Annotated in this window: 11 protein-coding genes; 6 read left to right on the forward strand and 5 right to left on the reverse strand. The window is 44.9% G+C overall.

The annotated features are described in order from the left end of the window. Positions 1-62: 62 nt before the first annotated feature. Positions 63-2,666, reverse strand: coding sequence for a DNA gyrase subunit A (gyrA, locus tag TBC1_RS13425; RefSeq protein ID WP_394330766.1), 2,604 nt, complete (start codon positions 2,664-2,666; stop codon positions 63-65). A gap of 343 nt (positions 2,667-3,009) precedes the next feature. Here gyrA and TBC1_RS13430 point away from each other — a divergent pair, with 343 nt between their 5' ends. Further along, complete coding sequence (locus TBC1_RS13430; protein WP_062043911.1) at positions 3,010-5,559, forward strand: ATP-dependent Clp protease ATP-binding subunit; 2,550 nt, start codon at positions 3,010-3,012, stop codon at positions 5,557-5,559. A 222-nt stretch (positions 5,560-5,781) separates the two neighbouring features. Here TBC1_RS13430 and TBC1_RS13435 read toward each other — a convergent pair whose 3' ends face one another. Continuing rightward, on the reverse strand, positions 5,782-7,152 hold the full coding sequence (locus TBC1_RS13435; RefSeq protein WP_062043914.1) for a UDP-N-acetylmuramate--L-alanine ligase: 1,371 nt from the start codon (positions 7,150-7,152) through the stop codon (positions 5,782-5,784). 119 nt (positions 7,153-7,271) lie between these two features. Between TBC1_RS13435 and TBC1_RS13440 the strand changes: the two genes are divergently transcribed. The 3 genes from TBC1_RS13440 (at position 7,272) to TBC1_RS13450 (ending at position 9,346) form a co-directional block, all read left to right on the forward strand. Then, positions 7,272-8,114 (forward strand): MBL fold metallo-hydrolase, encoded by an 843-nt coding sequence (locus tag TBC1_RS13440; RefSeq protein WP_062043917.1) that lies wholly within the window; start codon positions 7,272-7,274, stop codon positions 8,112-8,114. 11 nt (positions 8,115-8,125) lie between these two features. Then, positions 8,126-8,836, forward strand: a complete 711-nt coding sequence (locus TBC1_RS13445) for a phosphoadenylyl-sulfate reductase (RefSeq protein ID WP_062043920.1) — start codon at positions 8,126-8,128, stop codon at positions 8,834-8,836. Positions 8,837-9,037: 201 nt separating this feature from the next. Then, positions 9,038-9,346, forward strand: a complete 309-nt coding sequence (locus TBC1_RS13450; protein ID WP_062043923.1) for an isoamylase early set domain-containing protein — start codon at positions 9,038-9,040, stop codon at positions 9,344-9,346. Between the two features lie 69 nt (positions 9,347-9,415). Here the strand turns inward: TBC1_RS13450 and TBC1_RS13455 are convergent, their stop codons facing one another. Next, positions 9,416-10,636, reverse strand: a complete 1,221-nt coding sequence (locus TBC1_RS13455; protein WP_062043926.1) for an ABC transporter permease — start codon at positions 10,634-10,636, stop codon at positions 9,416-9,418. Positions 10,637-10,720: 84 nt separating this feature from the next. Between TBC1_RS13455 and TBC1_RS13460 the strand changes: the two genes are divergently transcribed. Beyond that, positions 10,721-11,929, forward strand: a complete 1,209-nt coding sequence (locus TBC1_RS13460; RefSeq protein WP_062043929.1) for an exo-beta-N-acetylmuramidase NamZ family protein — start codon at positions 10,721-10,723, stop codon at positions 11,927-11,929. 172 nt (positions 11,930-12,101) lie between these two features. Here the strand turns inward: TBC1_RS13460 and TBC1_RS13465 are convergent, their stop codons facing one another. Together TBC1_RS13465 and TBC1_RS13470 are read right to left on the reverse strand one after the other, a co-directional pair. Beyond that, a complete protein-coding gene (locus TBC1_RS13465; protein WP_062043932.1) occupies positions 12,102-13,298 on the reverse strand; it encodes a pyridoxal phosphate-dependent aminotransferase in 1,197 nt (398 codons plus the stop codon). Positions 13,299-13,467: 169 nt separating this feature from the next. Beyond that, a complete protein-coding gene (locus tag TBC1_RS13470; RefSeq protein WP_062043935.1) occupies positions 13,468-13,938 on the reverse strand; it encodes a DUF1573 domain-containing protein in 471 nt (156 codons plus the stop codon). Positions 13,939-14,221: 283 nt separating this feature from the next. Between TBC1_RS13470 and TBC1_RS13475 the strand changes: the two genes are divergently transcribed. After that, entirely contained in the window at positions 14,222-14,644 is a 423-nt protein-coding gene (locus tag TBC1_RS13475; protein WP_137305730.1) for a hypothetical protein, read from the forward strand. The last annotated feature ends 233 nt before the right edge of the window (positions 14,645-14,877 follow it).

Raw genomic sequence — 14,877 nt, forward strand, 5'->3', positions numbered from 1 at the left:
TTTCTTGTTTAATAGGTTTTATCCATGCAATACTTCTTGCAAAGATATCAGGTTTATTTCAACTACACAATATCCGGGCCATTCTCGTCAGCTTCATCCTGCTGCTCGTTTTCATCACCGGTTTCTTCCTCACTGTCCTCTACCGGGAAGACATCGTATGAAGTTTCTGTATCCTCAAGCGGAACCTGCTGAATTTCAGCAATTTCATCTTCTTCTTTTTCAACTTCAACTTTGGTAACAGCAGCAATTGAATCGTTATCTCTCAGGTTTATCAGGCGCACGCCCTGTGTGGCCCTACCCATAACTCTCAGGTCGGCAACAGCCAGCCTGATAATCAGCCCGGAACGGTTAATGATCATCAGGTCATCGTTGTCAGTGACGGAATCTATAGAAATCAACAGGCCGGTTTTCTCGGTGATATTGATGGTTTTTACGCCCTTCCCTCCCCTATTGGTAATTCTGTAATCATCTAATTTTGAGCGCTTTCCGTAGCCTTTCTCACTAACTACCAGAATATCAGACAGGTCATTTTCAGGGCATATCATACCGACAACCTCGTCCTGTTCATTGGCAAGGGTAATGCCTTTAACCCCGGAAGCATTGCGGCCCATGGGGCGAACGGTATTTTCGTTAAACCTTATTGCACGTCCAGATTTCAATGCCATCAGCACTTCATTGTTGCCATTGGTAAGCCTTGCTTCAAGCAGCTGATCGTCGTCGCGGATGGTGATGGCATTGATGCCGTTCTGTCTGGGGCGGGAATAGGCTTCAAGAGAGGTTTTCTTGATAATTCCTTTCCGGGTGCAGAGTATAATGAAGTTATTGTTGATATACTCTTCGTCCTTTATGCTCTTCAGATTGATAAAGGCCCTGACTTTGTCATCGGGTTCAATGTTGATAAGGTTCTGAATAGCCCGGCCTTTTGAAGTTTTGGTACCTTCCGGTATTTCAAAAACCCTCATCCAGAATACCTTGCCTTTTTCAGTGAAAAACAGCATATAGTTATGCATTGTTGCAACATAGAGGTATTCCAGAAAGTCCTCATCCCTGATATCTGAGCCCTTGGCTCCGCGGCCTCCCCTGTTTTGTCTCCTGTATTCACTCAGCGGGGTCCGTTTTATATAGCCCATGTGGGATATGGTGATGACCACATTTTCATCGGCTATTGTATCTTCGATCCTGAAGTCGCTGGCTGAGTAAACGATTTCGGTACGCGCTTCATCGCCATAATTGGCTTTGATTTCAAGTAATTCATTTTTAATGATTTCCATACGGAGGCCTTCGTTTTCGAGTACATTCCTGTAATATTCTATCATTTTCAGCAGTTCGTTATACTCTTCACGGATTTTGTCCCTTTCAAGGCCGGTAAGGCGCTGAAGGCGCATATCCAGGATAGCCCTGGCCTGAATTTCGGTCAGGTTGAAATTTTCCATGAGGCCGTTTCTGGCTTCTTCGGGGGTACGCGAAGACCGGATGAGCGAGATGACTTCATCCAGATGATCAAGGGCAATCAGCAGTCCTTCAAGAATATGGGCCCGTTTTTCAGCTTCATTCAGCTCGTACCTGGTACGGCGGATAACCACTTCGTGGCGATGCTCAACAAAATACTGAATCAGTTGCTTCAGGTTCAGCAGCATTGGCCGGCCTTTCACCAGACAGATGTTGTTCACGCTGAATGATGTCTGCAACTGGGTTAGCTGATATAATTTATTCAGGACTACGTTGGTGATCGCGTCCCGTTTCAGTTCGTATACCACGCGCAAACCGTTGCGGTCCGATTCGTCGCGGATATCGGAAATTCCTTCAATTTTCTTGTCATTGATCAGATCAGCGGTTTTCCGGATCATTTCCGCTTTGTTGACCTGGTAAGGTATTGAAGTAACGATGATACTTTCTCTACCGTGACTGTCGGTTTCGATTTTGCTTTCTCCACGCATGATAATTCGTCCCCGGCCGGTTTCATACGCGTCTTTTACGCCCTCGTAACCATATATAAAGCCACCGGTTGGAAAGTCCGGTGCTTTGATGAATTTCATCAGCTCGGGAATGGTAATCTCGTGATTGTCGATGTATGCAATTACGCCATCCACCACTTCGCTCAGGTTATGGGGAGGCATATTGGTGGCCATACCAACTGCGATACCGGATGCACCGTTTACAAGGAGGTTGGGTATGCGGGCCGGAAGTACGGTAGGCTCTTCCAGTGAATCATCAAAGTTCAGCTGAAAATCAACAGTATCCTTGTTGATATCCGACAACATTTCCTCAGCTATTTTTCTGAGTCTTGCTTCGGTATAACGCATGGCAGCCGGGCTGTCACCGTCAATGGATCCGAAGTTTCCCTGTCCGTCTACCAGGGGATAACGTAACGACCAGTCCTGCGCCATCCTTACCATGGCATCATACACAGAGCTATCGCCATGGGGATGATACTTACCAAGCACCTCCCCTACTATTCTTGCACTTTTTTTATAGGGCCGGTTCGACAGTACTCCGAGGTCGAGCATTCCGAACAATACCCTGCGGTGAACCGGTTTAAGTCCGTCGCGGACATCGGGCAAAGCCCTTGAAACAATCACCGACATCGAATAATCGATGTAGGCTGATTTCATTTGGTTCTCAATGTTTACTTTGACAATTTTTTCTTCACCAGCTTGATTTTCCATCATTTAGCATATTCCAGATTAACGAAACAATACCCTTTGAAAAGGGATACGAAGGTACATTTTTTTTGCTTCCGAAGCACACCGGAATTGCCGAAATTCCCCATATATTACCAACAATGATTTGTTCATAAATAAAAACGGCATTGTATTTGATCATCCTATCCGGAATCTGGTGGTTTTGTTGTTGCTTTATGTTTGATGTTGCTTGCTTTACAAGGATTTTAGCAGTAATTTTGAAGACATAACGGAAACTTCCGGAAATAATTTTTGTTATTTAACAGAATTGAAAACCAAGTCCTTTAAGCGAAGAAGCCAAAAAGGATTTTAAATACGACTTATAGCAATGGAAGCTAAATTTTCACAGCGGGTGAAGGATGTACTGACATATAGCCGGGAAGAATCCCTGCGTCTCGGAAACGATTATATCGGTGTTGAGCATTTGCTTCTCGGTATTATCCGTGAAGGCGAAGGCATGGCAATCCAGATTCTTAACCTTTTGGGTGTTGACACCAATGAAGTGCGCCGTACTATTGAGAAGGCCATCGGAAAAACTGTTGCCCGTGACAAATCGGCAGAGAACCTGCCACTGGTTAAACAGGCAGAGAGGGCGCTCAAACTGACGTACCTTGAAGCAAAAATGTTCAATAGTGAGCTGATCGGAACGGAACATCTTCTGCTGGCCATTTTAAAAGACGAAGATAACCTGGTTACCACTACATTGGGCAAGTATGGTGTGGATTATGATTCTGTCAGGGATGAGCTTAAATCAATCATGAGCAATGATGAGCGCAAAACATTTGAGGAGCCCACTGCAGAATTACCGGGCAGTTCCTCTGATGATGATGCCGAAGAAGGCCGGGGTTACGGAGGTGCCAAGAAAGTGGCTGACTCGAAATCAAAAACCCCTGTCCTGGACAATTTTGGCAGGGATCTGACAAAAGCGGCTGAAGAAGGCCGGCTTGACCCGATTGTCGGAAGGGAAAAGGAACTGGAGCGGATAGCCCAGATTCTCAGCCGCAGGAAGAAGAATAATCCCATCCTTATCGGAGAACCAGGTGTCGGAAAGTCAGCCATTGCCGAAGGGCTTGCGCTGCGGATAATCGCCCGTAAGGTCTCGCGGGTACTCTTCAACAAACGGATTTTCACCCTTGACCTTGCTTCGCTGGTAGCAGGTACCAAATACCGTGGCCAGTTCGAAGAGCGGATGAAGGCCGTGTTGAATGAACTGGAGAAAAACCGGGACATTATCCTGTTTATTGATGAAATTCACACCATCGTCGGCGCCGGTAACGCTTCCGGTTCGCTGGATGCCTCCAATATGTTCAAGCCTGCCCTGGCAAGGGGCGAAATCCAGTGCATTGGTGCAACTACGCTGGATGAATACCGGCAGTATATTGAAAAAGACGGTGCCCTGGAACGGAGGTTTCAGAAGATTCTGGTTGATCCCACATCGATTGAAGAAACGGTTGAGATCCTTAACAACATCAAGGAGAAATATGAAGACCACCACCTGGTGAAGTATTCTCAGGAGGCCATAAAAGCCTGTGTTTCGCTTACCAACCGTTATCTCACTGACAGATACCTTCCCGACAAGGCAATAGATGCGCTTGACGAAGCCGGGGCCAGGGTACACATCACCAACATGCAGGTGCCGGTTGAAATCCTTGACCTGGAAACGCGTATCGAAGAGGTTAAATTGCTCAAGAACAAGGCCATTCACAGCCAGAAGTTTGAAGAAGCTGCCAAATTCCGCGATTCGGAGCGCAAGTTGCTGATTGAACTGGAGTCTGCCAAGCGACGTTGGGAAGAAGATTCAAAGATCCACCGGATTGAAGTGTCCGAGGACAATGTTGCCGAGGTGGTTGCCATGATGACCGGTGTACCGGTGCAGCGGATCGCCCAGAATGAAAGCGACAGGCTGTTACACATGGAAGATGATCTTGCCGGAGCAGTGATTGGTCAGAATGAGGCGATTAAAAAAGTCGTCAAAGCAATCAGGCGGAACAGGGCCGGCCTCAAAGACCCGAACAAACCTATCGGAACCTTTATTTTTCTGGGACCGACAGGGGTTGGCAAGACCCATCTGGCAAAAGTGCTTGCCAAGTATCTCTTCGACTCTGAAGACACGCTTATCAGGATTGATATGAGTGAATATATGGAGAAATTCGCGGTTTCACGTCTTGTGGGAGCGCCTCCGGGATATGTTGGTTATGAAGAAGGTGGTCAACTGACGGAAAAAGTCAGAAGAAAACCTTACTCGATCGTGCTTCTGGATGAAATTGAAAAAGCACATCCGGATATATTCCATATTCTGCTTCAGGTGCTTGACGACGGGGTACTTACCGACAGCCTTGGACGAAGGGTTGATTTTAAAAACACCATAGTGATTATGACTTCCAACATCGGTTCAAGGCAGCTGAAGGATTTCGGTCAGGGTGTTGGATTTGCAACTTCTGCCAAACTTAGCGGAAGTTCAGCCTTTGCGCAGGGGGTAATCGAAAATGCACTCAAGCGCTCGTTTGCACCTGAATTCCTCAACCGCATTGATGACGTAATTATCTTCGATTCGCTTGAACGGGAAGATATCCATAAAATCATTGATATTGAACTGAAGAACCTTTTCAGGAGAATTGCAGATATGGGTTATGAGATGGAAGTAACCACTCCTGCCAAGGACTTCATTGTAGAGAAAGGCTGGGATGCCCAGTTTGGCGCCCGTCCGCTCAAGCGGGCCATTCAAAAGTATATTGAAGATGCCCTGGCTGAAGAAATAATCAAATCAAGACTGCATGAAGGCGACAGGATACTTATTGACTATGAAGAGAATTCGCCGGAATTGAAAATCAGCATACTGAACCCTGAAATTGAAGCCGAACTTCCCAAAGAAGGATAGTTTATTTCTTCGGGTTTAAGATTCAGGCTGCACAATGTGAATCATGCGTGCAGCCTTTTTTGTTATCTGATGAATCCGGAGTTGATATCCTGCATTTGTCTGAAGCTTTGCGTTGATAAGCAATTTATACTCCCGACAAGTCAACAGTATTGAAGGCATTCATTTTCATGTTAAGATTCAAGCGGAAGCCAGATCCGGGATTGTATAAGTCGTTTTATCTTTTCATTCATCCTTTGCGCCTGTGAAACGCTGTGAGAGTTGTTTCAGGTCAATGCCATCAAAATTTCCGGAGCTCATCATCAACAGGTTGGTGTGGTCTGTATTCAGAGAGAACAGATATAGTGCAAGTTTTTCACTATCGTTAAACACCTGAATATCATCTTTTTTAAAGGCCTTACTTATATCATCAGGAGAGAGATCAGGAAGTTGTTTGATTTGCAAGGCATGCCTGCTGTAATAAACAATGGCAATATCGGCGCGGTCCATACAGGAACCATATTCTTCAAGAAATCCGGAACTTAAGCTGCTGTATGTATGTAACTCCATGCACGCGATCAGTTTTCGCTCAGGAAATTGATCTTTAACGGCCTGAATGGTTGCCTTCAGTTTAGACGGGCTATGCGCAAAATCCTTGAACACTGAACATGTGTTGTTATTGCCAATACGTTCAAGCCGTTTTGAAGCGCCTGCAAATGAGCCGATTGCATTATAAAAGATGTTGCTTTCGACGCCCATGGCTTCACAAACCAGCCTTGCCCCTTCCAGGTTAAGCATGTTGTGATGACCAAAAATTTTCAGCGGGATTTCATTATTGCCGGTATTTAAAATTGAAATGCCGTCTTTGATAAAATATTCAGGAATATTATAGGGAAGAGATTTTATACCTGTATCAACTCCGGAAGCAACAGCGGCAACTGTTTGGTCTTCGGCACAATAAATAAGCTTTCCACCGGGCATGATCTGCGATGCGAAAATCCTGAATTGTTCCACATAATTATCGAATGTGGGAAAAACATTCACGTGATCCCAGGCAATTCCGCTGATAAGCGCGATATCCGGCTTGTATAGGTGAAATTTCGGACGGCGGTCGAGGGCAGAAGTCAGGTATTCATCGCCTTCAAAAACCATGAAAGGGGCATCTTCCGAAAGTCTGACCATTACATCAAATCCATCGAGCTGGGCTCCGACCATGAAATCAGTATCAATACCTGCATGTTTCAGCACATGGAGTATCATTGCAGTGATGGTTGTTTTACCATGGCTTCCGCCGATCACGACCCGGATTTTGTCCTTTGATTGTTCGTAAAGGTATTCAGGGTATGAGAATATCTTCAGACCGAGCTCCCTGGCTTTCATTAGCTCAGGATTATCACCTCTGGCATGCATGCCCAGAATAATGGCATCAATGCCGGCATGAATCTTTTCAGGAAACCAGCCCGTATCATCAGGAAGCAGTCCCGAGGCTTTAAGCCTGCTCCTGGCAGGATCAAATATTTCGTCGTCACTTCCGGTAATCTGATATCCTTTTCTGTGAAGAGCTATTGCAAGGTTATGCATTGCAGCCCCGCCGATGGCAATAAAGTGAACATTCATGATGCAGGGATTAACGGACAAAAATAATCAAATATGCCGGGGATTACAGCCGGAAGTTACATTTTATAAAATGACGGATAGGGTCAAATGTACTATTTTTGCTTTCCTAAATGATTTCTATGAAACTCACGCCGATAGAAGCGGATTACTGGATGATGGATGGCGGTGTGGCATTCGGGGTTGTGCCCAAGAGCCTCTGGACAAAAGTTTATCCGGAAGACCGGGATAACCTGATAAGGATCACCACCCGATGTCTGCTGATACAGACCGGAAGCAGGAATATCCTTATTGATACCGGAATGGGAGATAAACGCGGGGATAAATACTATTCATACAAATATCGTTTCGGCGAGTCCGGTCTGATTAAGCCCCTGGCAAAGGCAGGCCTCTCCCCTGCCGATATTACAGATATTCTGTTCACTCATCTGCACGATGACCATGTTGGTGGGGCAACCTTTGTGAATGAGGTCGGAAAGGTTGAGGAATTTTTCAAAAATGCGGTTTACTGGTGTTCCGCCTTACATTGGGCGTGGTCGAAAAATTCAAACAAGCGTGAATCCGCCGCTTACTTCAGCGATAATCTTGAACCATTGGAAAAATCAGGGCGCCTGAGACTGATCGAAAAAGAAGGGGAATGGATTGAAGGGATCTCCCTTCGGATATTCAGTGGTCACACAAGGGGGCAAATGATTCCGGTGATCGACACCGGCAAAGCGAAGGTGGTTTTTGCCGGCGATTTTATTCCTACTTTATCCTACATCCCCATTCCCTATGTGCCTGCGGTTGATATTGAACCATTGTTAAGCATGACGGAAAAGGAAAGCTTCCTCGAAGAAGCGCTGAAAAACGATTACATCCTTTTCTTCGAGCATGATTATTATCATGAAGCATGCAGACTTGCTGCTGGGAAAAAAGGTGTGGAAGCGGGTGAATTAATTAAGATTACTCATTTGAACAGCTAAAACATATTCTCATGAATCAAAAGGAGAAAGCCGCCGCAATAAACCGGCAATTGTCCGGAAAAACCGCTGAAGAAGTACTGCACTGGTTTCTATCGGGGAATGCCGGAGAAACAGCATTCTCTACCAGCCTTGGCGCGGAGGATCAGGTGATTACTCACATGATTTCTGAAAGCAGATTACCGGTCAGGATATTTACCCTCGACACAGGTCGATTATTCCCTGAAACTTATGATCTGATTGATCTGACTTCAAAAAAGTATGGTATCAATCTCGAGATCATGTTTCCGGATGCTACTGAGGTAGAAGACATGGTAAGGTCGAAAGGGATCAATCTTTTTTATGAAAGCGTCGAAAACCGGAAATTGTGTTGTCAACTCAGGAAGATTCACCCGTTGAAACGCGCCTTTGCAGGTCTTGATGCATGGATTTGCGGACTGAGAAGAGAACAATCGGTGACCAGGAAAGATTTGCAACTTGTTGAATGGGATGAAGGTAATGGACTTATTAAAGTAAATCCGCTGATTGACTGGACAGAAAAAATGGTTTGGGATTATATCCGTAATCATCATGTCCCCTATAACAAACTGCATGATCAGGGCTTTCCGAGTATTGGCTGCCAGCCCTGTACCAGGGCTGTGATGCAGGGTGAAGATGTACGCGCCGGCCGTTGGTGGTGGGAAAATCCCGAATCAAGGGAGTGCGGTCTTCACAAAAGAGACTAACCCTATAACAGGTTTTCTGAAAAAGGCAATCCGGCATTATTCATGTATTCTATTTCAACTTAGTGTCACTAATACACACTTAACGTCCATGTAATTAACAATTTAGTAACATTTACACTGCTTTTTCGAAATAAAATTTATTTACTTTTGCACCCGGATTTTTTGAATCCTCAAAACAATTGTAAAACCAAATCTAACCGAATGAGTATCAAGAAACAATTTCTGAAAAGCAAACCTGTATGTAAAGTCAGTTTTAAATTGCAGAAGGAACAGGTTATGCATGCCAGCCGTGTAAATGTTGTCGGTGACTTCAATAACTGGAATGAAAATTCTGATGAACTGAAACAATTGAAAGACGGTTCTTTCAGCCATACCGTTGAACTGGAAACCGGACGTGAGTATCAGTTCCGCTATGTTGCAGATGGTTCAAACTGGTTCAATGATGATGAAGCTGACAGGTTTGTTTCAAGCGGACATGGCGATGCCCGGAATGGTGTTTTGTCGCTCTGATAATACCTTAAATCAATCACAAACGGCAGGAATCCTGAAATGGCTCCTGCCTTTTTTATTTCCCGGATATTATTCGAAACGTAACGCTTTAACCGGTACAATAAACCTGATTACCAGGGAAGGAATCAGCATCATAAGCAGGCAAACGGCCAGGGTTGCAAGGTTTATTATAAGAATTTCCGGCAATCCTATTGTAACCGGAACACTTGAAACAAAATAGGAATCTTCGGGTAGCGGAATAAAACCAGTCTTTTGTTGCAGGAAAATCAGACCAAGTGCTGCGGCATTGCCCCAGAGCAGGCCATATCCGGCAATGTAGCCGGTGGCATAAATAAATATTTTTCTGATACTGCCGGTTTCGGCACCGAGGGCTTTCAATAAACCGATGTCCCTGGTGTGTTCAAGGATCAGGATCAACAGGGTGGAAATTACAGTTATTCCTGAAACCAGGGCCATCAGCACCAGAATAATTAAGACGTTGATATCCTGTATCTCAATCCAGTCAAAAATCTGCGGGTAAAGTTGCTTTATGGTCTGGGTGTTGAGTTTATAGCTGACTGTATTGTAAATCTGATCCGTGATCTTTTCAATATCCGAAAACCTGTCGAGTTTGATTTCCACCCCTGAGACCACTGCGCTGTCCCATTGATTCAGCCGCTGAATATGTCTGCTGTCGCCAAAAACATACATCTCATCAAACTCCCCCAACCCAGTGTCGTAAATGCCGCTGATCCTGAATTTTCGGCCCCTAGCTGTATTGTCAATGATAAAGTACATGCGCAGATCGTCACCCGGGGCAAAGCCAAGCAAGCGTGCAATCCGGGAAGAAATCAGCACATCCCCTGATGGCTCATCCGTGCTGAGGTCGGGCAGTTGCCCGGAAACCAGTTTTTCGCTGAAAAAAGACCAGTCATAGGAAGATTCCACCCCTTTGAGCACAACTCCGTGAATTTCTTGTTCTGTTTTTATAATCCCGGCTTTGAGGCAGAACGGGTGAACGCCGGCCACCCCAGGGATATCAGCAATTTCTTCAATAGAAACATCCTGAAGGTATATGGGAGAAGGCTCAAACGAATTATTCGAATCGAAAGCGGTAACCTGGATGTGCGCCCCGAAACCGGCAACCTTATCCCTGACCTGCTTCTGAAAACCCTGTAGGATGGCAACGCTGATCAACATCACAGTAAGTCCGAGCGAGATACCTGCAATGGATACCTTAATAATGGGCCTCGAAAAAGAGTCTCCTTTTTTTGACCGGATGCGCCGGCTGATAAAATATTCGAAATTCAAGACTTTGAAGTTTATGGCAAAGTTAACGGTTTAGCATTAATTTTGTGAATTCATCTTACATTGCTGTAACTTAAACTCCCTGACATGAGAAAAGCCCTTCCGGCAATCCTGGCATTTTTAGTTTCGGTATCTGTTTCAGCGCAGCCTGACCTCAGAAGGCTGACCGAAAGCAGTTCCATCAACAATCCGGTGATACCAGGCGCCTGGCGTACAGAGGAATATTTCCCCCTTCTTAAAGCGAAGCATGTGGGAGTAGTTGCAAATCAGACCTCAATGGTCAGAGAACTACACCTGGTTGACTCACTGTTATCTGCCGGCATTAAGGTTGTGAAAGTATTCACCCCGGAGCACGGCTTCAGAGGCAATGCCGAAGCGGGTGCTTCAATCGGTAATGATTGGGACAGCAGAAGCGGGCTTCCGCTGATTTCACTGTATGGTGACAGGAAAAAGCCCGGCAAAGCAGAACTGGAAGGTCTGGATATTGTCATTCTTGATCTGCAGGATGTGGGTGCGCGTTTTTATACCTATATTTCGACGATGACCTTTATGATGGAGGCCTGTGCCGAAAACAATATCCCGCTGATCATACTTGACCGGCCGAATCCAAACGGATTTTACGTGGATGGGCCTGTCTTAAAACCTGAGTTCAATTCATTTGTGGGACTTCACCCTGTTCCTGTTGTTCACGGTATGACTATGGCCGAGTACGCCCGCATGGTAAACGGTGAGCGATGGCTTAATAACGGAGTTGAGTGTGATTTGACATGGGTAACCTGTAAAGGATATACCCATAAATCAAGGTACAGGCTTCCGGTAAGGCCTTCGCCCAACCTTCCTGAAATGGCCTCTGTCTATCTTTACCCTTCACTCTGCTTTTTTGAAGGTACGGTGGTCAGTGTTGGCCGGGGAACTGCATTGCCATTTACCATCATCGGTCATCCGGATTTCATATCCGGAAACTATACATTTAAACCGGTTCAGATCAAGGGAGTGAGTGAAAACCCTCCGCACAATGGGGTTAACTGTTATGGGTATAACCTCAGGGAAAGATCTGATGAAATATATGAAAATGGTGGTCTCAGGCTTGAATGGCTGCTGGAAATGTATAAAGAACTTGGCAGTAAGCCGGGCTTTTTTAACAACTTTTTCGACAAACTTGCAGGAACCGATGAGTTGCGAATACAAATACAGGCAGGATTGAGCGAAAATAAAATCAGGGAGTCATGGGAAACCGATCTGCAGAAATTCAAAAAGATCAGGACTAAATATCTGCTTTACCCGGATTTTGAATGATTAATCCATATTGTTTTTAACGCTGTTATCCCCGGAAATCAGGTCTGCCTTTTCTGAAATCCTTATCCTTTTAAAGCAAAAAGACCTGACAATATTTCTTTTCAGGATTGTCAGGTCTTTGCAGGATGATGCACGCGCTTCGCGTGATTTTTGAATCCGTAATGCGTCGTAGTTATTTTCTGCCAGGATAAACCTTCAGGGCTTCTTCCAGACACTTAACTGCGTTGGTAAGGTCTTCCTTTTTAAGCACATAGGCGATTCTGGCTTCATTATTACCTAAACCCGGGGTGGCATAAAAGCCCGTTGCGGGCGCCAACATAACGGTTTGCTTTTCATACTCAAATTCTTCGAGCAACCATTGACAAAACTTATCGGCATCGTCAACCGGCAGGCTGATCACCGAGTAGAAAGCGCCTTTGGGCATAGGGGCAAAAACGCCGGGAATCTGATTAAGTTTTTCAATCACCAGGTTACGCCTCGAAATATATTCATCATAAACCTCTTTGAAATATGCCGGCGGCGTATCGAGTGAGGCCTCCCCTATCACCTGGCCGAGTGAAGGCGGACTTAACCTGGCTTGTGCAAATTTGAGGGCTGTGGCAATGAGTTTTTTATTTTTTGATATCAGGGCACCGATGCGAACTCCACATTCGCTGTATCGTTTCGAAACGGAATCCATCAACACGGCATGTTCTTCCAATCCTTCAAGATTCATCACAGAAAAATGCTGATTGCCATCGTAGCAGAATTCACGATAGACTTCATCAGCAAAGAGATACAGGTCATGTTTCAGCACGAGTTCCCTCAACTGATAAAGTTCCTCCCTGCTGTAGAGGTAGCCGGTTGGGTTGTTCGGGTTGCAGACCATAATGGCCCGGGTACGGGGGGTAATTGATTTCTCGAATTCACTGATCGGAGGGAGCGCAAAACCATTGCGGATATCCGAAGTGATGGGAACCACTTTGATGCCGGCCGCCAGTGCAAAGGCATTGTAATTGGTATAGAAAGGTTCCGGAATAATCACTTCATCTCCCGGGTTCAGGCATACTTTAAAGGCAAAAGAGATGGCTTCGGAACCTCCGGTAGTAATAATGATATCGTTGTGGTCGATGTCTATCCCGATACCCTGATAGTAGCCGGCCAGTTTGCGCCTGTAACTCTCATTACCTGCAGAATGGCTGTATTCGATGACTTTCTGATCGAAATTGCGGATTGCTTTCAGAGCTACATCAGGCGTTTGAATGTCAGGTTGACCTATATTAAGGTGGTATACTTTAACTCCCCTTTTCTTTGCAGCCTCAGCAAAAGGGACCAGTTTTCGGATAGGTGATGCGGGCATCAGGCAGCCGCGTTCGGAAATTTCAGGCATAGTTTTATCGTTTTTATTGACTTCTTGTCTTTGTCAAAATCCGGAACAAAGGTAGAAGCAAAATTCAGAGTTCCAAAGAAACACCTGAGGATTATTTACAGTCAAACCTTTCTTCCGATAAAAAGAAATGGCCGGAAATTCCGGCCACTCAGAAAAAAATGTTCATTAGTTATTTCGCAACAGGAGCGGCACCCGAAGTCATTGCTTTTTCGGGAACTGCGCTTTCCTCGGTCTTTTTGACGATGCTACCTGAAATTCTCAGCACAACCGGCGAGTTTTTCGCATTTGAAAGAACAGTAACAGACTTGTTGATGGGTCCCATGCGGTTAGTGTCATATTTTACCTTGATGGTTTCCTTTTTACCGGGCAGGATGGGCTCTCTGGGCCAGCTGGGAACTGTACATCCGCATGAAGACCTGACGCTTGAAAGAATCAGTGGTTCTTTGCCGGTATTGGTAAATTCAAATTCACAATTTCCGTCTCCGCCAACAAATAAGGTTCCGTAATCGTGAACGGTTTTGTTAAAGGTAATTTCCGCAGCATTGGGATTAACTGACGGAGTTTCCTGCTTTGCATCCTGAGCATTTAATGTAAGGCAGGCTGCAAAAAAGACTGCCATTATTGTAATTGACCTTTTCATTGCTGAAATTTTAGTTTATGTTGAATGATGAAGTCCTGTTAGAAAGGACAAAATTAACTATAATAATTCAGGGTAGTCAAGAAAATTGAACTTTTTATTAATTATCAAAGATTATGCCATTGGAAAAGCAATCGACATTTTCTTTTCCGGCCCGAAAAATTGTCTTTTCTTTACTGCGTTAATCTCTAACATCATGAAAAGTCATTTGATTTTAGCATGTATTTTATTGTCAGCATTGGCAATTGTATCATGCCGGAGCAGTAAAACCTCCAAAACCGGAAATATGGAAGAGAAGCCACAAATGGTGGCATCACCACAGGCAATTATATATAAAACCAGGGGCGATTATTTTCTTCACGTTCCGGTAACCCTTTCTGAAGACAGGAAGTCCCTGCTGGCCTATCCGGCACCGCAGGATGTTTTTTCCGGAGGTGATCTGGCATATCCTGTCCGGCTTGAAAATGGATACCTGCTCGACAGACGGGGCATCAGCCCGTCGAGTGCGTTCATCAAACTGACCTATTATGAGTACAGCAGACTGGGAAAGACTCCCACTGCAGAAGAAATTATGAAAATGATTCTGGATGATGATCCGTTCACCATAATGTACCAATGCGGCCCCAAACACACTTTCAGGGATATTGAAAGTGAACTTAACGCCGTCATCCTTGACGGGAAAGAAGTTAATTTTAAAAAACTGAAATAAAAGCACTCGTATTCCTTTATACTGGCTAAGGGAATGAATCCTTTTTGAATGCTGATCAGCATTCGTTGTGCTTTGGTTTGATATAGTCTTTGCAGTTGATTAAATTCAAATGACGAGAGAACCTCATATTGGCAGCTTGAAATGTAAAATACTGATTATCAATTGAGATACTTTATTCAGAATTAAAATCTCATTAAATTGAAATACCCGTGCCAGGTGGCTGAAGGGGCCTA

This window comes from Lentimicrobium saccharophilum (genome assembly GCF_001192835.1).
In the GTDB taxonomy this organism is placed as follows: Bacteria; Bacteroidota; Bacteroidia; order Bacteroidales; family Lentimicrobiaceae; genus Lentimicrobium; species Lentimicrobium saccharophilum.

What these genes read in the sequence shown, in the direction of transcription:
- gyrA (WP_394330766.1), bottom strand. Translation starts at nt 2,666, where the DNA reads ATGGAAAATCAAGCTGGTGAAGAAAAAATTGTCAAAGTAAACATTGAG.
- TBC1_RS13430 (WP_062043911.1), top strand. Translation starts at nt 3,010, where the DNA reads ATGGAAGCTAAATTTTCACAGCGGGTGAAGGATGTACTGACATATAGC.
- TBC1_RS13435 (WP_062043914.1), bottom strand. Translation starts at nt 7,152, where the DNA reads ATGAATGTTCACTTTATTGCCATCGGCGGGGCTGCAATGCATAACCTT.
- TBC1_RS13440 (WP_062043917.1), top strand. Translation starts at nt 7,272, where the DNA reads ATGAAACTCACGCCGATAGAAGCGGATTACTGGATGATGGATGGCGGT.
- TBC1_RS13445 (WP_062043920.1), top strand. Translation starts at nt 8,126, where the DNA reads ATGAATCAAAAGGAGAAAGCCGCCGCAATAAACCGGCAATTGTCCGGA.
- TBC1_RS13450 (WP_062043923.1), top strand. Translation starts at nt 9,038, where the DNA reads ATGAGTATCAAGAAACAATTTCTGAAAAGCAAACCTGTATGTAAAGTC.
- TBC1_RS13460 (WP_062043929.1), top strand. Translation starts at nt 10,721, where the DNA reads ATGAGAAAAGCCCTTCCGGCAATCCTGGCATTTTTAGTTTCGGTATCT.
- TBC1_RS13465 (WP_062043932.1), bottom strand. Translation starts at nt 13,298, where the DNA reads ATGCCTGAAATTTCCGAACGCGGCTGCCTGATGCCCGCATCACCTATC.
- TBC1_RS13470 (WP_062043935.1), bottom strand. Translation starts at nt 13,938, where the DNA reads ATGAAAAGGTCAATTACAATAATGGCAGTCTTTTTTGCAGCCTGCCTT.
- TBC1_RS13475 (WP_137305730.1), top strand. Translation starts at nt 14,222, where the DNA reads ATGGAAGAGAAGCCACAAATGGTGGCATCACCACAGGCAATTATATAT.